Raw genomic sequence first — 24375 nt, 5'->3', positions numbered from 1 at the left:
GACGTGTTTTACAGAACTTCTGGTCAGTTCAAAACGACCTATGAAAGTGATCAGGCGCTCTTCCCAATCAAGCAGGATATGGTCCTGCTGGTTGTGATCCTTGCCGCTATGTATGTGATCTTTCCGATGTTCGCATCGGAGTTCACCTACAAGGCTCTGCTTGTGCCTGTGCTGATTTATTCTCTGGCCTCGCTTGGCCTGAACATTCTGACTGGTTATGCCGGACAGCTTTCGCTGGGTACTGCGGGCTTCATGGGCGTTGGCGCTTATGCTTGCTACAAGATCACTACGATCTTCCCGGAAATGAACATCATTGTTGCGTTGTTCCTTTCTGGCTTCTTCTCAGCTGCGGTTGGGGTTGCGTTTGGTTTGCCGTCGCTGCGCATTAAAGGTTTCTACCTTGCGATTGCGACGCTTGCTTCGCAGTTCTTTCTGGTGTGGCTCTTTGAGAAGTGGGCGTGGCTTTACAACTACAATGCATCCGGCGCGATTGAAGTGCGGACCATGGACATCTTCGGTCTTGTTGTGACAGGTCCGAATGCGTCGCCTATGGTTCAGTACTACTTTGTTCTTGGCATCGTATCCGTTGTGACCTTTGCGATGATCAACCTGACACGTGGCCGGTATGGCCGTACGTGGAAGGCTGTTCGTGACATGGATATTGCTGCGGAATTGGTGGGCATCAACCTGATGCGTGCAAAGCTATCTGCCTTTGCTGTCAGCTCCTATATCGTGGGTATTGCCGGCGCACTGATGGTGTTCTTCTGGAAAGGTGCTGCTGAGCCAAACCTCTTTGATATTCCAATGAGTTTCCAGATCGTCTTTATCGCGATCATTGGTGGCCTTGGCAGTGTGATGGGGAACTTCCTCGGAGCGATCCTGATTGTGGCGCTGCCGGTTGTGTTGAACCTTCTGCCAGAAATGCTTGGCCTGAGTATCGGTTCTGCCACCATGGAACACGTCAACGTTATGGTGGTTGGTTCTCTCATTATCATGTTCTTGATTGTCGAGCCTCACGGTCTTGCGCGGTTCTGGGCGCTTATTCGTGAAAAGCTCATCATTTGGCCATTCCCTCACTAATAAAGAACTGCGGGAGCAGCTGGGGAATAGAGGAAATGGTCCGCGGCGGGAGCCGCAAACGCGGAGGAAAATATGAAACACTTTACGAATTTAGGTAAGGCTGTTGCAACAGGTGCCCTTGCAGTTGCCATGAGCACAGCTGCAATGGCAGCAGACGGTCTTAACTTTCCAAACCTGACATACCGTACTGGCCCATTTGCGGGTACAGGTACGCCAATCATGAACGGCCAGCGTGATTACATGCTTATGCTGAACGAACGTGATGGTGGTATTGGCGGCGTGCCAATCGATTACATCGAGTGTGAAACCGGTTACAACACCAACAAAGGCGTTGAGTGCTACGAGAAGACTAAGGGAGAAGCTCTCGTAACGCAGCCATGGTCAACCGGTATCACTCTGCAGGTTATGCCTCGCACCAACGTGGACCGTATTCCTATTCTGGCACCTGGCTACGGTTTCTCGCCAATGTCAGACGGTGATACGTTTGCGTGGGCGTTTAACCCACCAGTGTCCTACTGGGATGGCGCATACATGATCCTCGACTACATTGCTGGTGGTGACATGTCTTCGCTGAAGGGTAAGAAGATCGTTCTTCTGCATCTTGACCACCCATTCGGTAAAGAGCCAATTCCGCTTCTGGAAAAGCTTGCAGAAATGCATGACTTCAAGCTGGTTCCGATCCCTGTTGGTCTGAAAGAAATGCAGAACCAGTCTGCGCAGTGGTTGCAGATCCGTCGTGAGCGTCCAGACAACGTCGTTATGTGGGGTTGGGGTGCTATGAACGCCGGTGCGATCACCGAAGCGGTTAAGACACGCTACCCAATGGAAAACTTCATCGGCATCTGGTGGTCTGGCTCTGATGCTGACCTGCAGAACGTTGGCGCTAAAGCGAAGGGCTACAAGTCTGTCAGCTTCAATGCTCCAGGCAACTTCCCAGTGCTTGAAGACATCCGTAAGCATGTTGTTTCCAAAGGCAACTCAGAAATCAAATCTGAAGCTGACATGGACACCATCTTCTATCAGCGCGGTATCATCATCTCTATGATCCTTGCTGAAGCAGCAAAAACCGCTCAGGACAACTTTGGTGAAAAGAACATCAATGCAGAACAGCTGCGTTGGGGGCTTGAGAACCTAGATATCACTGCAGCTCGCCTTGAAGAGCTGGGTATGAAGGGCATGACACCTCCACTGAAGATGGCTTGTGACAACCATACTGGTCACTCTGGTGCATGGATGCTTGAGTGGAACGGCGAAGAGTTTGTACAGGCAAGTGACCTGCTGACTCCAAATCGTGAACTGATCAAGCCGCTTGAACTGGAAAAAGCTGCTGACTACGCGAAAAACAATGCTCCTTGGCCTGGTCGTGGCGACCTCGCTTGTAACTAAGCCTTGTTGTTTTGGTCGGGCGCGGTGGTGCCCGGCCAATTTATCGAATTCAAACAATCGGAATGTTCGCAGGTTAAGGCTGATCTCATGAACGCAATTGCAGAACAGACATCAAAATCCAAGGCACCAGCCGCTAACCTGCAGGTTGCCGAAGACATTTTGTCTATCAACAACATCGAAGTCATTTACGACCACGTGGTTCTGGTTCTCAAAGGTGTTTCTTTGACCGTGCCTAAGGGTGGTATTGTTGCTCTGCTGGGTGCGAACGGTGCCGGTAAGACAACGACCCTGAAAGCAATCTCCAACCTGCTGCAAGCAGAGCGTGGAGAAGTGACGAAGGGCAATATCATTTTTCAAGGAAAGCAAGTTCAGGCGCTTTCTCCGAACGAGCTGGTTCAGCGCGGATGCATTCAGGTCATGGAAGGCCGTCGTTGTTTTGGCCACCTTTCCATTGAAGACAACCTGATGACGGGCGCTTACACCCGCAAAGATGGCAATGCTGAGATCAAGCGCGATCTGGAAATGGTGTATGACTACTTCCCGCGTTTGCGTGAGCGCCGGAGTTCTCAAGCAGGTTATACTTCTGGTGGTGAGCAGCAGATGTGTGCAGTGGGTCGTGCCTTGATGAGCCGCCCGGACATGATTTTGCTGGATGAGCCAAGCATGGGCCTTGCTCCGCAGTTGCAAGAAGAAATTTTTGAGATTGTGAAGAAGCTGAACAAGAATGAAGGTGTGTCCTTCCTTCTTGCTGAGCAGAATACCAACGTTGCGCTTAAATACGCGACCTATGGGTACATCATGGAAGCTGGCCGTATCGTGCTGGATGGTGATGCTGATTCTTTGCGCGAAAACGAAGACGTGAAAGAGTTCTATCTAGGTGTTGGCGGAGAAGGGCGAAAATCCTTCCGTGATGGCAAACACTACAAACGCCGCAAGCGGTGGTTGGCGTAAGCTACATTAATTGAGAACTTGCCCCTAAAAACATGGGGGTGAACTGTCACAGGAAGTCAATGTATCTGGTTTTGAATAATCTGCATGCTGCTTATTGCTGCAAAAGGTATTTTGGAGGACCACATGCATTTTCTTTCTAAAGTGATTGTCGGGGCTGCGCTTTTGAGCGTGGCCTCTGTTTTGCCTGCTGCTTCTCAAGTGAAGTTGGAGGGTTTCTTTCTTGCTGAGGAAGCCTGTCCAGCATTTCAATCTATTCGTAAGCAGACAAATCCTGGAAACGTTCATGTGGAACGGATGCGAGCCTATGAACTGCTTGGGAAGAACAAATCGCAAGCATCTCATTACTTCATTCGCATGAATGGCGTAAATCCAGCTGAGCGTTGGGTGGATGTTTCCTGTGGTCTGCATCTGGTTGAAGCTGATGGTAGCGGGCAGAATACTGGCAATGGTTCCGGAGGTTCTGATGGATCAAATGTGGTTCGCCCTGCTGTCAAAGGACCATCAGCGGATGCTGAGTTCCTGCTTGCTGCGAGCTGGCAACCTGCTTTTTGTCAAACACATCAAGAGATACCGGAGTGTTCTTCTCAGGTGGAAGGACGGTTTGATGCGAACCACTTTGCATTGCATGGTTTGTGGCCTCAGCCCCGTGGGAACTTCTGGTGTGGTGTGACTCGGGAAGAAAAGCGTCTGGCAGAAGAGCGTTCTACACGGGGGCAGTTGCCTCCAGTTGAGTTGGATGATGCAACTCGTGAAGAGCTGGATAAAGTGATGCCGGGCGCTCAGTCGCATCTGGACCGTTATGAATGGGTAAAACACGGTACTTGTTACAGCGATAGTGCAGAAGAGTATTACGCGGAATCTCTTGATCTTATGGAGCAATTGAACGGTTCAGCTGTCCGTGATCTGTTTGCCGCCAACATAGGTGAGGTGCTCACGACAGCGCAGGTTCGTGCGGCGTTTGATGAAACCTTTGGCGCTGGTGCAGGGAACCGCGTTCAGGTGCGTTGCAAAGGTGGTTTAATTACCGAGCTTTTTATCAATCTGAAGGGCAGGGTTGAGCCAGATACCCCGATGAGTGAGTTACTGTTGGCCGCGAAGCCGGTGCAATCTGATTGTCAGGGCCGCGTTGATCCTGTCGGATTTAACTAGAGTACCTGTCCAATAAATTTGCGGGAGGCTTTCGTCTCCTGCTGGGAAGATGTTTGAGGCCATGGGAGGGCTTCTATGGGAAACCAATATTTTGATGAGTTGGAGATCCGGTCCCCAGAGGAACGAGAAGCTGATTTGATGGCTCGGTTGCCGGGGCAGATTGCCATGGCAAAGAACGAGGCGTCTGGTTGGGCAAAGCATCTGGCAGATGTTGACCCAGCTGAAGTGACGAGCCGTGAAGCTTTGGCTAAGCTCCCTGTTCTCCGTAAGGCGGACCTTCTTGCGGCTCAGGCTGAAGAGCCCCCACTTGGTGGGTTCGCTGCTGGCGATTTTTCTACATACAAACGCATCTTTATGTCTCCGGGACCAATCTGGGAACCGCAGGGATCCGAAGCTGATCCATGGAAATCAGCGCGTGCGTTCCATGCGACTGGAATTCGTCCGGGCGATATCGTTCACAATGCGCTGTCCTATCACATGACACCGGGTGGGTTCATTCTGGATCAGGGCGCACGTGCATATGGCTGTGTGGTGTTTCCTGCTGGTATCGGTAATACGGACATGCAGGTTTCTGCGATCTCGAGCCTGCGCCCGACGGCTTATGCCGGTACTCCGGACTATCTGAAGGTTATTCTGGACCGTGCTGTCGAGTTGGGGGCGGATGTAAGCTCCATTAAGCATGGTCTTGTTTCCGGTGGTGCGCTTTATCCGAGCTTGCGTGAGGAATACGCAAGTCGCGGCGTGAAAGTTCTGCAAGCCTATGCAACGGCTGATCTAGGTATCGTGGCTTATGAAAGTGAAGCCATGGAAGGTCTGATCGCCAACGAAGATTTCATTATTGAAATCGTTCGTCCTGGAACGGGAGAGCCTGTTTCACCGGGTGAAGTGGGAGAGTTGGTCGTGACGACATTCTCGCCAACCTATCCGCTTATTCGTTTCGCAACGGGTGATTTATCTGCAGTGCTACCGGGCATCTCGCCGTGTGGTCGTACGAGCATGCGCCTGAAAGGGTGGATGGGACGAGCAGACCAACGTACCAAAGTGAAGGGCATGTTTGTTGACCCAGCACAGATTGAACGTCTGCGCAAAAACGCTGGTGATGAGGCCGGGCGTGCGCGTCTCTCAGTCGTGCGCCAGGGTGAGCAGGATCATATGATCCTGAAGGTCGAGACTGAAGCTGCAAGTGATGATTTCATTGCGGCTTTGAAGAAATCTCTGAAAGAGCACACTGGCCTCAATGGTGATGTGGAGCTGGTTGCCCCAAATACCTTGCCAAACGATGGTAAAGTGATTTCTGACGAACGTGAAGTGACTGCATAGCAGCTCTTGATTTGATCGATTTTGAGAATGCCAGTTTGCGTTTGTGGGCTGGCATTTTTCTATTTTGGGTAGTTTCACGGTAATAATCAGAAAATCACAGGGTTTGACCTTGGCGCGGGCATTGGGAAACTCTATTTAGCAATTGGATTGGATCTGATGCGCATAGGGGTCTCATGAACCAGAGCACAAGCGGTAACGCAACAAAGCAAGAAAACCACCCTCCGGTCTCCTTTGGGAAAGTGGGTGTGCTTCTTGTAAATCTTGGGACACCAGACGGGACAGATTACTGGTCCATGCGTCGTTATCTGGCAGAGTTTCTCTCAGATCGCCGCGTCATTGAGTGGTCGCGTTTTCTCTGGTTGCCCATTTTGCATGGAATTGTCTTGAGCAAGCGCCCGCAAAAGTCCGGTGAGGCCTACAAAGAGATCTGGAACAACGAGCTGGATGAAAGTCCGTTACGCACCATTACACGGAGCCAATCTGACAAGCTTTCTGAGATGCTTTCGGGTCTGGGTGACAATGTTGTTGTCGATTGGGCTATGCGTTATGGCAATCCATCCATTGCGAGCCGTCTTGATGCGCTGAGGGAAAAGGGTTGCGACCGTATTCTCGTCTTCCCGTTGTATCCGCAATACTCAGCTTCGACGACGGCGACCGTAAACGATGAAGTCTTTCGTTCACTTTTGAAGATGCGCTGGCAGCCGACCATTCGTATTGTGCCGCCTTATCATGATGACGATACTTACATTGACTCGCTTGCTGCTTCGATCAAGAACAAGCTCAGTGAGTTGGATGAAGAACCAGAGATGGTTCTCGCGTCTTTCCACGGCATTCCGCAGAGCTACTTTGATAAGGGTGATCCATACCACTGCCACTGTCAGAAAACGACTCGCTTGTTGCGTGAGAAGCTGGCGTGGGATGAGACGAAGCTTCAGATCACCTTCCAATCTCGCTTTGGTCCAGAAGAGTGGTTGCAGCCTTACACGGATAAGACAGTTGAGAAGCTGGCGAAAGATGGTGTGAAACGGATTGCTGTTTTGAATCCGGGCTTTGTTGCTGACTGCCTTGAGACTCTGGAAGAAATCGCAGGTGAAGCAGCAGAGATCTTTGAAGAGCATGGCGGCGAGCAGTTTACGCATATTCCATGTCTCAATGATGCTCCTGAAGGTATGGCAGTGCTGGAGAATGTGGTTCGCCGTGAGCTTCAGGGTTGGATCTAGAAGTTAAGTTTTAATTTACTATGTAAAGAAGAGCACTCGTTTCTTTTAGGAAGCGGTGCTCTTTGGCATTTATTCGTGCAGTTTTCTCTGGTTTTAATGGGACAAAGCTACGATAGTTAAGGCAAATTCCTCCAAAGGATTAATAGATATGGATATTTTGACAGGTAGTTCGATTACTGTCCTCATTTTAGTGGCTGTGATCATTTTTGTTGTATTTGCTGGCGCGAAGATGGTTCCTCAAGGCTACAACTATACAGTTGAACGCTTTGGAAAATACCGGAAGACGCTGCATCCGGGTTTGAACATCATCATCCCGTTCATTGACCAGATTGGTCATAAATTGAATATGATGGAGCAAGTGCTTGATGTTCCAGCGCAGGAAGTGATCACCAAAGACAATGCAACGATTACTGCTGATGGTGTGACTTTCTATCAGGTGTTGAGCGCCTCTCAGGCGGCCTATGAAGTCCTGGGCTTGCAGAATGCGATTCTGAATCTGACCATGACCAACATTCGTAGTGTCATGGGTTCCATGGATCTGGACGAGCTGCTCTCCAATCGTGATGAAATCAATGCTCGTTTGTTGCGTGTCGTTGATGCGGCTTGTGAGCCATGGGGTGTGAAGATCACTCGTATTGAGATCAAGGACATCAACCCTCCGAACGATCTGGTTAATGCGATGGGGCGTCAGATGAAAGCTGAGCGTGAGAAGCGTGCTTCGATCCTGGAAGCTGAGGGTGCCCGGCAGGCCGAGATTGCTAAGGCAGAGGGTGTGAAGCAGTCACTCATTCTGGAAGCGGAAGGCCGCCAGCAAGCTGCTATGCGCGATGCTGAAGCGCGTGAGCGTCTGGCACAAGCTGAAGCTAAGGCTACCATGATGGTTTCTGAGGCGATTGCCAAAGGTGACATGGGTGCGATCAACTACTTTGTGGCTAACAAATATGTTGAAGCGTTCGGTGAACTTGCGAAATCTCCAAACCAGAAAACTCTCATTCTGCCTATGGAAGCAACTGGGATGATTGGAAGCCTTGCCGGTATTGCTGAAATAAGCAAAGAAGTACTGAGGGACAACGAACACCGTCGTTCCAGCCGTATTCCAAACACCGGTAGTTCAGAGGGCTGATCGATATGCTGATTGAGCTGTTCCAAAACAGTATCGAACCTTGGGTTTGGTTTGCCTCCGGGCTTGTTCTTATTGGGCTTGAGTTAGCTGTTCCTGGCTCATTCCTGATCTGGTTTGGGGCAGCGGCTCTCGTTGTTGGCGCTCTGGTTGCATATTTTGATATGGACTGGCGCTGGCAGCTTGTGCTGTGGGGTGTCTTGTCCGTCAGCTTCCTCCTCATTGGTCGTCGTTTGACTGTTAAAGATGATGACAAAGAAGGTGATCCGCATCTCAATAAAAGAGGGAGCCGATATCAAGGACGTGTGTTTGTGTTGAAGCAGGCACTCGCTCATGGCAAAGGCACGCTTGAGATTGGTGACTCTATTTGGCGTGTAAATGGCCCGGATTTACCAGCAGGTGCCCATGTGAAAGTCGTCGGCCAAGACGGCACAACTCTCATTGTGGAAGCAGCTTCAGAAGGCGAAGAGGCTTAGGCCTATTGATATGGATTGAAATCTGGTGGCAGCGGCGGTTCTTCTGCCATCAGCAGAATTGAAATGCGGCGGTTTGCTGCAAGATATGGGTCATTCGGGAAGAGAGGTTCAGAATCAGCTTTTCCCACTACAGAATGAATATTGTTCGAGGGCAGACCATACTCGGAAAGAATCTGTCGTGCTGTGTTTGCGCGATCTGCTGAGAGTTCCCAGCCAGTTTCACTTGGAGCTGTGATGAGCTGTCCTGTCGTCGTGTGTCCGGTAATGCGGACACGGTTTGGCATTTTTGCCAGAACAGGCGCCATTTTAGCGAGGAGCTGCCTTGTTATCTCATAAGGGTACTTTGACCCTTCCGGATACATTGAACGGCCTTCCTGATCCACAATCAGGATGTTAAGGCCTTCATCTGTTTCTTCAAGAATGATGTTGTTGGAGATCTCTGTGATCTCAGGCATTTCCTGAAATGCCTGCCGGAGCGAAACGACTGCGGTTGCAAACTGCCTCGGCTTCTCGATGTCTGCCTTTTTGGTGGTGTGGGTGTTTGCTTCCGGGCCTTGTTTACGCTTTTCCGGATGGCTCTCAGTTGCAAAATCAGCGTCTGTAATTTGCTTCTCGTAGGTGATGTCTTTCATGAAATCGCGTAGTGGCACACCTTCGATTTCAAGAACACCAGCGCGTTTGGTCACCTGTTTGATGCCGAATGCGTCTTTGATCGAGCCTGCAACAACCTGAAGTTTTTGCTTGTCTTGTACCGAGAACGAAATAATCAATACGAAGAAACACACGAGCAGAGACATCAAGTCTGCAAACGTCAGCATCCATGCGGGTGCGCCTGCGGGAGCTGATTTTTTTCTACCTGCCATTGTGTCTCTCCCTTGCCCGAAGGACTAAGCCGCCGCTTCAATCATGTCGCTGCGGCCTTTTTCTGGGATATAAGCCAGCAACATTTCACGGATCAGCGATGGGCTTTTGCTTTCACGAATCTGCAAAACGCCGTCGATGACAAGGGTTTGATTTAGCTCTTCCTGCTCAAATTTGGAATCCAGTTTATCGGCAACCGGGATGCACACAACGTTTGCGATGAGTGAGCCGTACAGCGTTGTTAATAGCGCAATCGCCATGGAGGGACCGATTGTGGATGGATCATCCATAGTCGCAAGCATCTGTACCAAACCAACAAGTGTTCCGATCATGCCAAAGGCGGGTGCTGAGTCGCCAAGTGCGCGGTATACGCGAGCGCCTTCATTCAAGCGGGTCAGGTAGAGATCCCGCTCTTTTTCCATCGAGTCGCGAATGAGATTGTAGTCGTAACCGTCAGCTACATATTGCATGCCTTTGGCGAGGGTAGGTTCCTCAATCTCAACATTCTCCAGACCGAGAGGGCCTTCCTTACGAGCAGTTTCTGCAAGATGAGCGATATTCTCGACAAGTTCGCGAGGCTCGATCTTCTTATGGGTGAAAGCGAGTTTTGCTCCCATTCCAAAAGCACTTAGCAACCCATTTAGCGGGAATCTGACGAGTGTGGCTGCGAGACCGCCACCTACCACGATCAAGATGGAAGGAAGGTCAACGAACTGGCTGAAGCTTCCACCCAGAAAGATAGCTATCAGCACAGTTACGCAAGCAGCGATAACGCCGATTATCGTGGCTAGATCCATTTAGCTTACCCGAATGTGCGCCTTTGATGAGGCAATTTAACTAGTGTTAATTTGGGGTATTAAGGCTAACCAAATCCTAATAAATGGGAAAAATTGGGTTGTGCTGTTGGAAGATGTGAACCAAATGGATGGCTATGAGAATCAAAATGCCCGAGGATGAACACATCTCGGGCATCAAAGAGCTTGTTCCAGGTGCGGGTCAGGCCGCGCCGATTTTCAGAAGATCAAGTGTGCGTATGATTCCAACTGGCTTGTCATTACTGACAATAAATAGTGAGCTGATCTTGAGTGAATTCATTACTTCCAGTGCTGATGGTGCCAGAAGTGTTTCTTCAATTGTTTTTGGATTGTGCGTCATGACATCCTCAACTTTCATATCGAGAAAGTTCGGGCTGATATGGCGGCGTAAGTCACCATCCGTGATGACGCCAATGAGTACTCCATCATTATTGGTAATGCCGAGAACGCCAAATCCCTTTTGGGTCATCAAAACGAGAGCTTCTTTCATGAGCATACCGTTCTGGGCGACTGGTAAATGATCACCTGTGTGCATGACATCTTTAACATGCATCAGGCTCGCACCTAGTTTGCCACCAGGATGGTAGACCTTAAAGTCTTGAGCTGTAAAACCTTTTGCTTCCAAGAGAGCAATTGCAAGCGCATCTCCCAGGGCGAGCTGAATTAAAGTGCTGGATGTGGGAGCCAATCCATGGGGGCAGGCCTCTGGAACTTTAGGCAATGTCAAACAAATATCCGAGGCTTGACCAAGTGCACTAGCTGCATTGCGGGTGATAGCGATCAACGGCACCTTAAAACGGCGTGTGAAGCCGAGCAGGCTTGCAAGCTCTTGGGTTTCGCCAGACCAGGACAGTGCAATAACCACATCATCTTCGGTGATCATGCCAAGGTCACCGTGGCTTGCTTCGCTTGCGTGTACGAAGAAAGCGGGCGTCCCGGTGGACGCTAACGTTGCAGCTAGCTTGGTACCAATGATCCCGCTCTTGCCAATACCGGAGACGATTACGCGACCTTTTGAGTGAGCGATTGTCTCTACCGCTTTTGTGAAAGGCTCTGCCAAGCCGTTGGAAAGACTTGCCTGTAACGCGTTGAGCGCAGCAATCTCAGTTTCAATTGTCTTTGCAGCGGAGTGTATCCACTCATCAGCCGGGCGCAGAGGACGGTCTTCATGCGTTAGAAATGATGGCATATGCATTTGGCACTACTTCTTAGCTTTGCTCTCAGGAGCACAATGACGCTTTTGCAGCAAGATTCCTGCACTAAATAAGAGTGCATTGTGAACACTCTGGGGCAAGACTTGGTTTCCCCTCTACCAAATCTGAATGGATAAAACAATCAGAGGTAGAGAGTCTCTTTGCAAGGAAACGTTAACCATGTTCGGCGAGTGTGGGGCTTGTTGAATTTCCTTCATTTGAAGGTGGATTGCTGGAATATTTTATGTGGTTGCGCCCTGACGTTTTGAAGAGCATTCAAAACAGGTCAATTCTGACCTGTGTTTTGATGCTGGGCGCATTTCCATGGTGTTATGCTGTTGCGCAAACCAGTGATCTGGAGTTCAGGGATAGCCTCACTTTTGAGAATGACCCGAGTGCGGATTTTGAAAATCCTTCTGAAACGGATGCAGCGCCCTTTGAGCAATTGATTGAAGAAGGACCACCAGGTACCGCAACTCAGCCTCCTGTTCCGACTGTTAGCCAGCAACTCACTGGTACTGGTCGCAGGAGTAGGGAGGCCAAGTTTTCGGAGAGAGTTGCAGCTGCTTCTCGTCTTTCACGACCCGTCGGTGGAGGTGGGAATTCTGATGAGGGTGTTTTTGATGGAGAGACTATTCAGGACCGACCTGTTGGCATTCAGCTTGGATCGTTACGCCTGACGCCGTCGTTTGATGCTGGCCTTGGCTGGACCGACAATGCTGAGCAGGCAAATGGCGGTACGCCGGATGGGTTTTATGAAGTTGATGCGGCAGTTGGTGTGGTTTCAAATTGGGAGCGGCACGGACTCGGGTTGGAGCTTCGGGGTAGCCTTCGCGCTTTCTTTAGTGAACCTGACAATAACCAGCCTGTTGTCACCGGCCGTGGGAATGTGCGTCTTGATTTGAGTGACCTGACAACTGCCGGTATTGATGGTGTTTATTCATTTTCGCGAGAGGAGCGGTCCTCTGCTGAAAATGAGGCGTCGACCGGGCGTACCAATTCTGTGCAGGAAATTGGAGGTAGGTTCTCACTCAGCAGGCAAGTTTCGTTGGTTCAGCTGCGTGGCGGCATTGGTGTGGACCGTACGGTTTACGGCGGGCAAATGAGCAGTTCGCAGCCTCGCGATAATACTGTGTTTGATGCCACTCTGCGTACATCATTTGATAATGGAGCTGCATTTGAACCTTACTTAGAAGGTGGATTTCTTGTCCGAAAATACGATCAAGATTGTAGCGGTGATCCATCCTGCTTCGATAGAACATCGCGTGGTTACTTTGTAAAATCCGGTCTTCGTGTTGATCGTGGACCTAAGCTTCGGGGGGAGTTTGGGGTTGGTTATCGGGCTGAGTATCTGGATGACAATCGCCTTGATGCTTTGCAGGGGCTGATTTTCGATGGAGCTTTTGTTTGGTCTCCTACACGCCGGGATACTGTGACCGTTGGTGGAGCAACCAGCTTTAGCGGAACCAATATCAGTGGAGCTTCTGGTTCAATTCTTTATGCGGGTGATGTTCGGTATGCACATCAGTTTACTCAGGACCTGGTTGGTGATGTCCAGTTTGGCTACACTTACAGGACGTATCAAGGGGTAGATATTGTTGAGCAGGAGGGAACTGGATCCTTTGGTTTGGTGTGGGCTTTCTCCAAGGATGCAGCACTGCTTTCTCGTTATACGTTCCGTGCGTTTGAGAGCTCCTCGCCAAATAGCAACTATACGAGCAGCCTCATTGAAGCTGGCCTTCGGATAAGACGCTGAATTCTTGAAGTGTTTTGGAGCGCGTTAATTTTTTGAGATGCATCTAGTAAAAATTGACAAGCTTAAAAAGGGGTTTTGATTAAAAACGGCCTTTTTTTTACCATGGTTGACAGTCATGGCAGTAATGCCTCCGAGGGCTAAGCAAAAAGACTGCGCAAAGTGCGCCTAACAACCTCCCATTCGGGTGACTGGAGAAAGCAGTATGCGATTTTCTTCTTTGCCAGCTGTCCTGTGCGCTGGGTTTCTATTTTTCAGTAACTCCTACGGCTTTGCTCAGGGGAGTGATTTTCAAAAATGGATTGCAAGCTATAAGCGGACTGCTGTAGCTCAAGGGGTTAACGCTCAACTCTATGATCGTGTCTTCAAGGGGATGACCCCTGATCCACGAATTAAGAAGAGTGCAGAGAACCAACCTGAGTTTACACGTGCTATCTGGCAGTATCTGGATAGCGCCGTTTCAGAGGATCGGGTGCTCCACGGGCGCCGCATGGTGGATGAATGGTCTGGTTGGCTTGATAAGATCGAGGCCAAATATGGCGTAAACCGTCATGTCGTGCTGGCGATTTGGGGGATGGAAAGTTCATATGGGCGTATTCTCGATAATACATCGATTGTTCGTTCAACGCCTCGTGCTCTAGCGACACTGGCGTATAATGGTGGCCGTCGCGGAAAATATGCACGCAAGCAGCTTATTGCTGCTCTCAAAATCCTTCAAAATGGTGATGTTTCGCCTACGCAAATGCGGGGGTCCTGGGCGGGTGCCATGGGGCATACGCAGTTCATCCCGACGACTTATCAGGCCTATGCGGTCGATATTACGGGTGATGGAAAAAGAGATATCTGGAATAGCATCCCTGATGCGTTGGCTTCAACAGCAGCCTATCTCAACAAGATGGGTTGGCAGTCCGGGCAGACCTGGGGCTATGAAGTTACATTGCCGAAGAACTTCAATTACCGCTTAAGCAACCAACGCAAACAGCAGTCTGTTGTGAGTTGGGGCAAGCTTGGTGTGAAGCGGGCGAATGGCTCGAAGTTCCCACGTGGCGCTGACATGGCGCGGCTTTATACACCTGCTGGAGCGAAGGGCCCTGCGTTCTTGCTGCTCAAAAACTTCTACGTGATCAAACGCTATAACAACTCAAGTGCTTATGCGCTTGGGGTTGGGCACCTTTCTGATCGATTGTTGGGGCTTTCCGGTTTTGCTGTGGAATGGCCGCGTGGTGATCGCCCTCTGACATTTAGCGAGAAAAAAGCGCTTCAGAAGGGGCTTTCCGAGAAGGGTTATAAACCTGGAGCTGTAGATGGAAAGATTGGTCAGAGGACCCGTCAGGCTATTCAGGCTTATCAAAAAGCGTCGGGACTGGTTCCAGATGGTCACGATTCAATAAAGCTTCTTAATAGGTTGCAAGGTAGAACATAATCGGGTTTCCTAATGGCAGGAAACCAATGCTGGTGGTTGGTTCCTGCTGGAGACTCGCGATTATGCAACGATCCTTTTTGTCCTTTGTGTTTGTGGCACTGATAAGCCTTTGCTTTGTCAGTGTTTCTGTTGTGCCCGTTGAGGTTGCAGCTCAGGTGAGAACCAACAGCACAGGCGCCCCCAAAAAAGGCAATAAGTCATTCTTTGGCTGGTTGTTTGGTGGGGGTAATAAAAGAATCGAGCAGGCGAATCCTACAAGGAAGAAGCGACGCAGAAGTACAACGCGAAAAAACCGTAGTGCTGGCGTTGCTGCAGTCAACACTCCCAAGATCGTTGAGAAAGAAAAGAGTAAGGACGCTAAGATCCTTCTGGTCATTGGTGATGATCTGGCGATGGGCTTGGCTGATGGTTTGAAGGCCGTGTATGCTGAAACGCCTTCGATTAAAGTCAAGAAGCTTGTTTATCCTCATACTGGCCTTGTCGCAGATAAAAACCCGGACTGGCCTGAAGACGTGACAGCTGTGCTGAAGAGCGAAGATGTGGGGCTTGTGGTTGTTTCTTTAGGCGCACGCGATAACCGGAACATCAAGGTTGTAGGGCAAGGTGTTATTGATGGGCAGCCTGCCAGCTACGCTGAGGAACTGCAGTTTCAAGGGGAAGAGTGGAAGAAAGAATACCGCTTCAGGACGGCCTCGTTGGTTGCAGCCGTCCGGAATGAGCAATTGCCTCTGATTTGGGTGGGCCTTGCGCCTGCAGAAGAGTATCTTACGAGTGCTAACTTCAGCTATCTCAATGATTTGTTCAAAGAGCAAGTTGAACCAGCTGGAGGTATCTTTGTCGACATTTGGGCTGCCTTCCAAAGTGAAGAGGGGGAATATACGCCGCATGGCCCGGACATTACTGGTAAGCGCCGCCGATTGAGGGCGAAGGATGGGGTCTACTTTACCTGGGCTGGATACCGCAAAGTCGCCTACTTTGTTGAGCGAGAAATAGCACGCATATTTGGTAGTGCGACGGCCTTCATTTTTGAAGGCGTGAAAGATGATCCGAACTTTATTGTTTTGACCGGTCGTCTAACGTCTCCTGAAACTAAGCTTATCGGGCCTGATGATAAAGGCGGGAAAGCTGCTGCGGGAAGTGATCTGTTTAAGCTGACTGTATCTGGAGAAGTGCTGCCAGAAGTTTCTGGTCGAGCTGACGACACACGTTGGACTGGATTTTAATATTCGAAGTATTTTTTATTGATTGAGCTTTGAATATTAGCGCAGATTCAAGAATTTCTGCAGAAAATTAAATTTTATCGCTGTTTTTTCGAAAATGTATGCAATTCACAGCCTCATGGTAGTGTTCTGTTTACATACATGGGTAACATTACTCACATTAAACTTATGGGTGAAGTGGGGCTATTGATGGTTACCCAACCGCATGTTTTTAAGCTGTCGATGGTAGGCAAGTTTGTCTTGGTCGTATTTCTGGCCATGTCAATCATGTCGCTCGGCACGCTGTTTTCCTTTGTCACAATATACGATGCGTTGACGTCTGCTCTGGGAGATGAGGCGTTAAGGTCGCAGCTTATGTCTGATCATGGGCAAAGCGCGCTAGAGTCGCTGCTTGTCGATAATCTTATGTACATTGTGATGGTCTGTGCACCTGTGGGGGCTCTGTTCTTTGTTGTGGCTGTTGTCATTGCACGGGGCATGAGAAACAACATGGCTGCGTTGCAACGTGGTCTGGATGCTCTGGCTGAAGGAGCATTGGACACTGAGATCAAATGCATAGAACGTGGAGATGAAATCGGGGCGATTGCTCGTTCTATTGCTCAGTTCCGTGTTGTGCTGAAAGATAGGGCTGAAGCAGATGCAAAAGCAAAAATACAGCAGGAGCTGGAACTTGCAGATGCACGCAAACAGGCGTTAGCCAGTGTTGCCCAGGAGTTTGAGGCTTCAGTTGGTCATGTCGTGCATGATTTGCTGGAGATCAGTCAGGCAGTGGAGACACGCTCCAGAGAGCTGGATGCGAGCGTGCAGGGTGCTCACAGTGCCATGACATCTTCCAGTGATGTCGCGCAAACCACACAAACCTCTGTGAAAGCATTGGCTGAAGCGGCAGAAGGTGTGTCGCGTTCTTCGGGAATGATTGGTGATAACACCACACAAGCTGCCCGTTTTGCGCAGGATGCTGCCGTACATGCGCACAAGACCAATGAGATTGTTGGGCGTTTGGTGGAAAGCGGGAAGGCTATTGGTGAGGTGATCGAGCTGATTGATCAGATCGCTGACCAGACTAACCTGTTGGCATTGAATGCAACAATTGAGGCAGCACGCGCAGGGGAAGCGGGGCGTGGCTTTGCTGTGGTTGCAAGTGAGGTGAAAAACCTTGCTGGCCAAACCTCAAAAGCTACCGAAGAGATTTCAACACAGGTTGAGTCGGTGCAAAAGGTTGCTGAGCAAGCTGTGACAGCGATCCGCTCAATCGGAGAGACAATTGAGCAGATCAATTCCTTATCAACTGGCATTAATGAAGCTGTTGGTGATCAGAAACAGGCAACTGAGGATATCTCTCGGGATCTGAATAGTGCGCACCAGAATGTGTCGCAGGTCGCGACAGACATGCTGGATTTGGATAGTGGGTTTCAGGGCACAAAAGATGCTTCGAATGACCTGCATCAGGCCGCTGGAAAGCTGGGTCATCTCTCCGAGAACTTACGATCTGAAGTGGCAAGCTTCCTGGAGAATGTGAAAGCTGCTTGATGTTCTTTGCATGCCTGCGGGCAAATGATGGTGAGTGGTATTTGAAAAAACTTATCCCCCTTAAGCAAATATGCCCTCATACTAATCCCATGCCCACGTGACGGGCAGTTGGCGGACCGTCCGTCAGCGTGTCGTGGGCTGGGTGGGGCTTTTGAGAGAGGTAACGCATCTTTCAAAGGTCCGGTGGAACCGATTTTCAGACGTGACTGCATGGTCTGAGAGGAAGGGCCCAAGCTTGAGGGGCATCACGCAGTGGCATTTGCTGGTCAGAGCAATAAATGTCAGGGACAGAGGACCTGTTTAGGCCGGGAAACTTGCCAAAGCAAAGCCGTTGTCTTTCCAGGAAACTGGCTATCGTGTCTTTCAGGATAAGAGGCGATGTTGTCCATATCAAAATGCCCGGGCAAGGCGCGTAGCCAATGCCAAAGACTCATTTCTAACAAGTAGCGCAGGCGTTGCCTGCCGCCTTGCTCATCCCGACTTTCGGGAACTCTTCTCCAACACTGCATGGGTGGCCATGTGGTGCTTTTAGTGCTTGCAAGTTCAACTCAGAATGTATGAGTGAGAAAGAATGGAGCAACATCAAAAAACCCCGGAAAGCGGGGCTTTCCGGGGTTTTAGTACTTCATTGTCGGCTAAAGCAGTTCGCATTTAGGTTGAAACATCTGAACTGCTTTAGCCTTTGTTTTTGCGTATCTTTATCCGAAAACCGGTCCCCACTTTTCGGCGATACGCTGTAAGATTATCGTGGCAGATTGGAAGATCCTGTCAGGAATTCGTCGATTGAACGAGCGGCCTGACGACCTTCGCGGATAGCCCAGACCACAAGGGACTGGCCTTTGCGCACGTCACCAGCTGCAAAGACCTTTTTGATGGAGGTCTTGTAGTCTTCGGTGTTTGCTTTCACGTTGGTGCGCGGGTCCAGCTCCAGATCGTCACCAGCTTCTTTGACGTAAGTTTCCATGTTCGGGCCTGAGAAGCCAATGGCTGCAAGAACAAGGTCTGCCTTGAGAATGAACTCGGTTCCTTCAATCGGAACACGTTTTTCATCTACACGGGCACATTTTACGCCTGTTACGTGACCGTCTTCATCACCTACGATTTCGAGCGTTGCCGCGGAAAACTCACGTTCTGCGCCTTCAGCCTGAGAGGTTGAAGTGCGGAACTTCGTTGGCCAGTATGGCCAGAACTGGTTCTTATCTTCCTTCAGTGGTGGCATTGGACGGATGTCCATCTGGGTTACAGACAGAGCGCCTTGACGGAAGGATGTCCCAACGCAGTCAGATGCGGTGTCACCACCGCCGACAACAACAATGTGTTTGCCGCCAGCCCAGTATGGCTCTTCGCCCGATACATCTTCACCACCAACGCGGCGGTTTTGCTGTACGAGGAATGGCATCGCATACATCGCACCTTTGAGATCCATGCCCGGAATGCCTGGATCGCGCGGGCGTTCTGCACCAGTGCAAAGCAATGTTGCATCGTGACGTGTGTGGATCTCTTCAAACTCTACGTCTTTACCGATTTCACAACCGTAGTGGAAGGTTACACCTTCTCCTTCCAGCTGTGCTACACGGCGGTCGATATAGTGTTTTTCCATCTTAAAGTCAGGAATACCATATCGCATCAAACCACCAGCACTTGGTTCGCGTTCGTAAACATGAACTGTGTGACCAGCGCGCGCCAACTGTTGAGCAGCTGCCATACCTGCAGGACCAGACCCAATAACTGCAACAGTTTTACCTGTCTTGGTCGCAGCTGGTTCGGGCTTGATCCAACCTTCCTTAAAGGCGCGATCAGCGATTGCTTGTTCGACAGTTTTAATCGCGACCGGAATGTCTTCCAGATTCAACGTGCATGCTTCCTCGCATGGAGCAGGACAAATACGGCCCGTGAATTCAGGGAAGTTGTTGGTTGAATGTAGATTGCGTGATGCTTCTTCCCAGTCACCAGCGAAAACCAGATCATTCCAATCGGGGATCTGGTTGTTTACTGGACAACCGGCAGGACCGTGGCAAAACGGAATGCCACAATCCATACAACGAGCTGCCTGACGCTCCACTTCCGGCTGCGAGAGCGGGACAGTGAATTCGCGAAAATGGCGGATGCGATCTGATGCCGGCTGGTAGTTTTGCTCCTGCCGGTCGATCTCCAAAAAGCCAGTTACCTTACCCATGTCTTCCCCTCTTATTCCGCAGCCGCGAGGCCCAGACGCGCAGCTTTCATTTCCTGAAGCGCGCGACGGTATTCAACCGGCATAACTTTCACAAACTTCGGACGCCAGTTCTCCCAGTCATTCAGAATATTCTGAGCTTTGGTGGAACCAGTATACTTCACGTGGTTTTCAAGAATGAGACGCAGACGTTCGTCGTCGTGGCGTGTCATGTCAGCTGACAGATCCACACGTCCTTTGTACTCGATGTCGCCGCCATGGTGATGCAGCTTTTCAAGCAGGTCGTCTTCTTCTTGCACGGGCTGAATGTCTACCATTGCAAGGTTACAACGGGAGCCAAAAGTACCATCTTCGTCCAATACGTAAGCAACACCACCGGACATGCCTGCTGCGAAGTTACGGCCAGTCTGACCGATTACAACAACAACACCGCCAGTCATGTATTCACATCCGTGGTCGCCAACACCTTCAACAACCGCAGTTGCCCCGGAGTTACGAACTGCGAAACGCTCGCCGCCAACACCGCGGAAGTACACTTCACCGCTGGTTGCTCCGTAAAGAACGGTATTCCCAACAATGATGGAATTTTCCGGCACGATGCGAGTGTTTTCTGGTGGGCGTACGATGATGCGACCGCCTGAGAGGCCTTTGCCTACATAGTCGTTTGCATCGCCTTCAAGATCGATCGTCACGCCCTTGGCAACAAAGGCACCAAACGCCTGACCAGCCGTACCTGTCATAGAGATATGGATGGTATCGTCTTTGAGGCCTTTTGCACCGTAGCGTTTAGCAATCTGACCAGAAAGCATTGCGCCAACGGAACGATCAACTGACTTGATCTTTGCCGGGAACTCAACTTTTTCTTTGCTTTCCAACGCTGGCATAGCGTTGCGAATGAGTTCACGGTCCAGAACATCGTTGATTGGATGTTCTTGAAGCTGTGACCAGCGGCTTTGTTCCTGGGTCGCATCTGGACGATAGAAGATCCTTGAGAAATCAAGGCCTTCAGACTTCCAGTGATTGATCGCAGTTTCTTTGTCGAGCATGTCGGAGCGACCGATGATTTCGTCCAGTTTCCTGACACCGAGTTCTGCCATCAATCCGCGAAGTTCTTCCGCTACATAGAAGAAATAGTTGATGACGTGTTCCGGAGTGCCTTTAAAGCGCTTCCGCAGAACCGGATCCTGGGTCGCAATACCAACCGGGCAGGTGTTGAGATGACACTTACGCATCATCAAGCAACCAGCTGCGATCAGCGGAGCGGTTGAGAAGCCGTATTCATCTGCGCCCAGAAGAGCGCCAACAAGTACGTCACGGCCTGTGCGAAGACCACCATCAACCTGCAAAGCGATACGGGAACGCAGGCCGTTGAGAACGAGCGTTTGCTGAGTTTCAGCAAGGCCCATCTCCCATGGAGAACCAGCGTGTTTCAAAGAGGTGAGTGGGGATGCTCCTGTGCCACCATCAAAGCCTGAGACCGTGATGTGGTCTGCGCGCGCTTTGGCAACACCTGCTGCAACTGTTCCAACGCCAACTTCAGACACCAGCTTGACTGAGATATCTGCCTCTGGATTCACGTTCTTCAGATCGTAGATCAGCTGTGCCAGATCTTCGATTGAGTAGATGTCGTGGTGTGGAGGAGGTGAAATCAAGCCTACGCCCTGTGTGGAGTGACGCGTCTTTGCGATCACTGCATCCACTTTATGGCCTGGCAGCTGTCCGCCTTCACCCGGTTTTGCACCCTGAGCGACCTTAATCTGGATCATATCAGAGTTGACCAGATATTCGGTTGTTACACCAAAGCGACCTGATGCAACCTGCTTGATCGCAGAACGCATTGGGTTTGGAGATCCGTCCGGCAGTGGGTTGAAGCGTTCGGCTTCTTCGCCACCTTCACCAGTATTGGATTTACCGCCAATCTTGTTCATGGCAATCGCAAGCGATGTATGAGCTTCGCGAGAGATTGAGCCGAAAGACATCGCACCCGTTGAGAAGCGCTTGACGATGTCTTCTGCGGACTCAACTTCATCGATGTTGACTGGACGGCGTCCCAGCTCTTCTGCTGATTTGATGCGGAACATGCCACGGATTGTGTAACGGCCAGAGGCTTCGTTCACTTCCTTGGCAAACTCCAGATACTTTTCAGGCAAGTTGTTGCGTACTGCATGCTGAAGTGTGGCGATGCTGTCCGGGGTCCACATGTGATTTTCGCCACGGGTCCGGTATGCATACTCACCACCAACGTCCAACGAGCGACGCAGAACAGGAATGTCCTCAAATGCATCGTGGTGACGAACAACAGTCTCTTCAGCAACTTCTTTCAGGCCGATGCCTTCGATGGTTGTTGCTGTACCGAAGAAGAATTTTTCTACAAATTCTGAATTCAGGCCAACCGCATCAAAGATCTGCGCACCACAGTAAGACTGATAGGTGGAGATGCCCATCTTGGACATGACTTTGAGCATGCCTTTGTTGATGGCCTTGATGTAGCGAGAGACAACTTCATGCTCATCCACTTCCTCAGGGAAAGACCCTTCAGAGTGCATTGAACGGATTGTTTCGAATGCGAGATAGGGGTTGATTGCCTCTGCACCATAACCGGCCAGAACGCAGAAGTGATGAACTTCGCGTGCTTCACCTGTTTCAACCACAAGACCCACTGAGGTACGAAGGCCTTTGCGGATCAGGTAGTTATGGACAGCAGCTGTCGCCAATAGTGCAGGAATTGCAATACGGGCACGTGAGATCACGCGGTCAGACAAGATGATGATGTTGTAACCACCATGAACAGCCTTTTCAGCGCGAGCACACAAGCGCTCCAGAGCATCTTCCATGCCCTTGGTCCCCTTCTCAGCAGAGTAGGTGATGTCGAGGGTTTTGGTTTGGAACTGATTGTCTTCGATATCACCAATAGCGCGGATCTTTTCCAGATCAGCATTGGTGAGGATTGGCTGACGTACTTCCAGACGTTTGGAGGTAGAAAGACCTTTCAGATCAAACAGGTTCGGACGTGGTCCAATGAAGGACACGAGGCTCATCACCAATTCTTCGCGGATCGGATCGATCGGTGGGTTGGTTACCTGCGCAAAGTTCTGCTTGAAGTAGGTGTACAGAAGCTTGGATTTGTCTGAGAGGACGGACACAGGTGTGTCAGTACCCATAGACCCCAGTGCTTCCTGACCAACGGTTGCCATTGGCTGCATGAGAAGCTTGATGTCTTCCTGCGTGTAACCAAAGGCTTGCTGACGGTCGAGAAGGGTTTCACCTGCAACCGGCGCGCGTTCACGTACGGATGGAAGGTCTTCAAGAACCATCTGCGTGCGATGCAGCCAGTCTTTATAAGGGTTTGCCGTGGAGAGTTGGCGCTTGATTTCTTCGTCAGAAACAATACGACCTTCTTCCAAATCGATCAGAAGCATTTTACCCGGCTGGAGACGCCATTTCTGAATGATCTTCTCTTCAGGAATATCGAGAACACCAACTTCAGAAGACATAACCACGAAGTCATCATCAGTGACGATGTAACGGGCAGGGCGCAGACCATTACGATCAAGCGTTGCGCCAATCTGACAACCATCTGTGAAGGCTACCGCTGCAGGTCCGTCCCATGGTTCCATGATAGAGGCATGGTATTGGTAGAAAGAGCGACGGTTTTCGTCCATCAGCGGGTTGCCGGCCCACGCTTCCGGGATCAGCATCATAGCTGCATGCGCAAGGGAATAGCCACCAGTGGTGAGGAATTCTAAGGCGTTATCGAAGCATGCTGTATCAGACTGACCTTCGTAAGAGATCGGCCATAGCTTGTTGATGTCGTCACCAAATGCAGGAGAGGACACAGATGCCTGACGGGCTGCCATCCAGTTTACGTTGCCGCGCAAGGTGTTGATTTCACCGTTGTGCGCAACCATACGGTATGGGTGAGCCAGATCCCATGACGGGAAAGTGTTGGTTGAGAAGCGCTGGTGAACCAAAGCCAGCGCAGAGATAAAGCGCTCATCACGCAGATCGTCATAGTAAGCGCCAAGCTGGTACGCGAGGAACATGCCTTTGTAGACGATGGTGCGGCTGGAGAAGGAAACGACGTAGAAACCTTTTTCTACGCCCTCAGATTTCTCGCGCACTACGTTGGAGATCACTTTGCGCAGGATAAAGAGGCGGCGCTCCAGAATATCGCCATCAGTATTGTTTGGCAGAGTTACAAACAACTGACGGGAAACAGGTTCTGTCGCTGCAATATCCGGTGCTTTCGACAAAGAAGAGTTGTCGACCGGAACATCACGCCAGCCTAATACTTCTAGACCTTCATCAGAAACACATTCCGCAACGATGCTTTCGCACTGCTCGCGGAGCTTTTTATCTTGTGGAAGGAAGAAGAACGCAACGCCGTATTCGCCAGCTTCTGGAAGATCGAATCCGATCTTCGAGCATTCTTCTTTGAAAAACTCGTGTGGGACCTGGGTCAGCATACCTGCACCGTCGCCCATCAATGGGTCAGCGCCAACTGCGCCGCGGTGTGTCAGGTTTTCAACGATCTGAAGGCCGCTTTGTACCACGTGGTGAGATTGTGCGCCTTTGAGGTTAGCTATAAAGCCGACGCCACAGGCATCGTGCTCTTTGGCTGGATTGTAAAGCCCCTCAGTGGCAGCAGTGCGGAGTTTTTCCGTAACGGTGCCTGTGGTGGTAGCTCGGGTTTTCATAGGTTCCC

General features: G+C 50.5%; 17 protein-coding genes. 12 read left to right on the top strand and 5 right to left on the bottom strand.

All coding sequences use genetic code 11. The features are described 5' to 3' along the window. Positions 1-3 precede the first annotated feature (3 nt). The 8 genes from PsAD13_RS23870 (at position 4) to PsAD13_RS23835 (ending at position 8702) form a co-directional block, all read left to right on the top strand. Complete coding sequence (locus PsAD13_RS23870) at positions 4-1080, top strand: branched-chain amino acid ABC transporter permease (RefSeq protein WP_063290290.1); 1077 nt, start codon at positions 4-6, stop codon at positions 1078-1080. Positions 1081-1152: 72 nt separating this feature from the next. After that, positions 1153-2466, top strand: a complete 1314-nt coding sequence (locus PsAD13_RS23865; RefSeq protein WP_063319668.1) for an ABC transporter substrate-binding protein — start codon at positions 1153-1155, stop codon at positions 2464-2466. A gap of 87 nt (positions 2467-2553) precedes the next feature. Continuing rightward, positions 2554-3417, top strand: a complete 864-nt coding sequence (locus tag PsAD13_RS23860; RefSeq protein ID WP_063319667.1) for an ABC transporter ATP-binding protein — start codon at positions 2554-2556, stop codon at positions 3415-3417. A 123-nt stretch (positions 3418-3540) separates the two neighbouring features. Beyond that, positions 3541-4566 carry a ribonuclease T2 gene (locus tag PsAD13_RS23855; RefSeq protein ID WP_244275208.1) on the top strand — a complete coding sequence of 342 codons (1026 nt, stop codon included), beginning with the start codon at positions 3541-3543 and terminating at the stop codon, positions 4564-4566. 75 nt (positions 4567-4641) lie between these two features. After that, positions 4642-5886 carry an AMP-binding protein gene (locus PsAD13_RS23850; protein WP_063319665.1) on the top strand — a complete coding sequence of 415 codons (1245 nt, stop codon included), beginning with the start codon at positions 4642-4644 and terminating at the stop codon, positions 5884-5886. Positions 5887-6059: 173 nt separating this feature from the next. Then, positions 6060-7106 carry a ferrochelatase gene (hemH, locus tag PsAD13_RS23845; protein ID WP_063319664.1) on the top strand — a complete coding sequence of 349 codons (1047 nt, stop codon included), beginning with the start codon at positions 6060-6062 and terminating at the stop codon, positions 7104-7106. Between the two features lie 148 nt (positions 7107-7254). Then, the gene (locus PsAD13_RS23840; RefSeq protein ID WP_057461832.1) at positions 7255-8229 is read left to right on the top strand and encodes an SPFH domain-containing protein; all 975 of its coding nucleotides are present in this window, start codon (positions 7255-7257) and stop codon (positions 8227-8229) included. 5 nt (positions 8230-8234) lie between these two features. Continuing rightward, the gene (locus PsAD13_RS23835; protein WP_063290285.1) at positions 8235-8702 is read left to right on the top strand and encodes an NfeD family protein; all 468 of its coding nucleotides are present in this window, start codon (positions 8235-8237) and stop codon (positions 8700-8702) included. A gap of 2 nt (positions 8703-8704) precedes the next feature. Here PsAD13_RS23835 and PsAD13_RS23830 read toward each other — a convergent pair whose 3' ends face one another. From PsAD13_RS23830 to PsAD13_RS23820, 3 genes are all read right to left on the bottom strand, one after another. After that, positions 8705-9565: a flagellar motor protein MotB gene (locus PsAD13_RS23830; RefSeq protein ID WP_057461830.1), complete on the bottom strand. Its 861-nt coding sequence runs from the start codon at positions 9563-9565 to the stop codon at positions 8705-8707. A 24-nt stretch (positions 9566-9589) separates the two neighbouring features. Further along, positions 9590-10360: a MotA/TolQ/ExbB proton channel family protein gene (locus tag PsAD13_RS23825; protein ID WP_008551696.1), complete on the bottom strand. Its 771-nt coding sequence runs from the start codon at positions 10358-10360 to the stop codon at positions 9590-9592. A gap of 199 nt (positions 10361-10559) precedes the next feature. Beyond that, positions 10560-11573, bottom strand: coding sequence for a KpsF/GutQ family sugar-phosphate isomerase (locus PsAD13_RS23820; protein ID WP_057461829.1), 1014 nt, complete (start codon positions 11571-11573; stop codon positions 10560-10562). A 242-nt stretch (positions 11574-11815) separates the two neighbouring features. On the opposite strand from PsAD13_RS23820, the gene PsAD13_RS23815 reads away from it, so the two are divergent. The 4 genes from PsAD13_RS23815 to PsAD13_RS23800 all read left to right on the top strand — a co-directional run bounded on the left by PsAD13_RS23815 (position 11816) and on the right by PsAD13_RS23800 (position 17497). Then, positions 11816-13327 carry an outer membrane beta-barrel protein gene (locus tag PsAD13_RS23815; RefSeq protein WP_208986910.1) on the top strand — a complete coding sequence of 504 codons (1512 nt, stop codon included), beginning with the start codon at positions 11816-11818 and terminating at the stop codon, positions 13325-13327. A gap of 202 nt (positions 13328-13529) precedes the next feature. Beyond that, complete coding sequence (locus PsAD13_RS23810; protein WP_063319662.1) at positions 13530-14747, top strand: lytic murein transglycosylase; 1218 nt, start codon at positions 13530-13532, stop codon at positions 14745-14747. Between the two features lie 62 nt (positions 14748-14809). Further along, positions 14810-15970, top strand: coding sequence for a DUF459 domain-containing protein (locus PsAD13_RS23805; RefSeq protein ID WP_208986909.1), 1161 nt, complete (start codon positions 14810-14812; stop codon positions 15968-15970). Positions 15971-16156: 186 nt separating this feature from the next. Beyond that, positions 16157-17497: a methyl-accepting chemotaxis protein gene (locus PsAD13_RS23800; protein WP_208980703.1), complete on the top strand. Its 1341-nt coding sequence runs from the start codon at positions 16157-16159 to the stop codon at positions 17495-17497. 742 nt (positions 17498-18239) lie between these two features. On the opposite strand, the gene PsAD13_RS23795 is transcribed toward PsAD13_RS23800, so the two are convergent. Together PsAD13_RS23795 and gltB are read right to left on the bottom strand one after the other, a co-directional pair. Next, positions 18240-19673 (bottom strand): glutamate synthase subunit beta, encoded by a 1434-nt coding sequence (locus PsAD13_RS23795; RefSeq protein WP_063290280.1) that lies wholly within the window; start codon positions 19671-19673, stop codon positions 18240-18242. An 11-nt stretch (positions 19674-19684) separates the two neighbouring features. After that, positions 19685-24367: a glutamate synthase large subunit gene (gene gltB / locus PsAD13_RS23790; protein ID WP_084404805.1), complete on the bottom strand. Its 4683-nt coding sequence runs from the start codon at positions 24365-24367 to the stop codon at positions 19685-19687. Between the last annotated feature and the right edge of the window lie 8 nt (positions 24368-24375).

Origin of the sequence: Pseudovibrio sp. Ad13 (assembly GCF_001623225.1) — a bacterium.
Classification (GTDB): Bacteria; Pseudomonadota; Alphaproteobacteria; order Rhizobiales; family Stappiaceae; genus Pseudovibrio.
The sequence above is the reverse complement of the archived record's forward strand: the minus strand, read 5'-3'. Positions and strand labels throughout refer to the sequence as shown.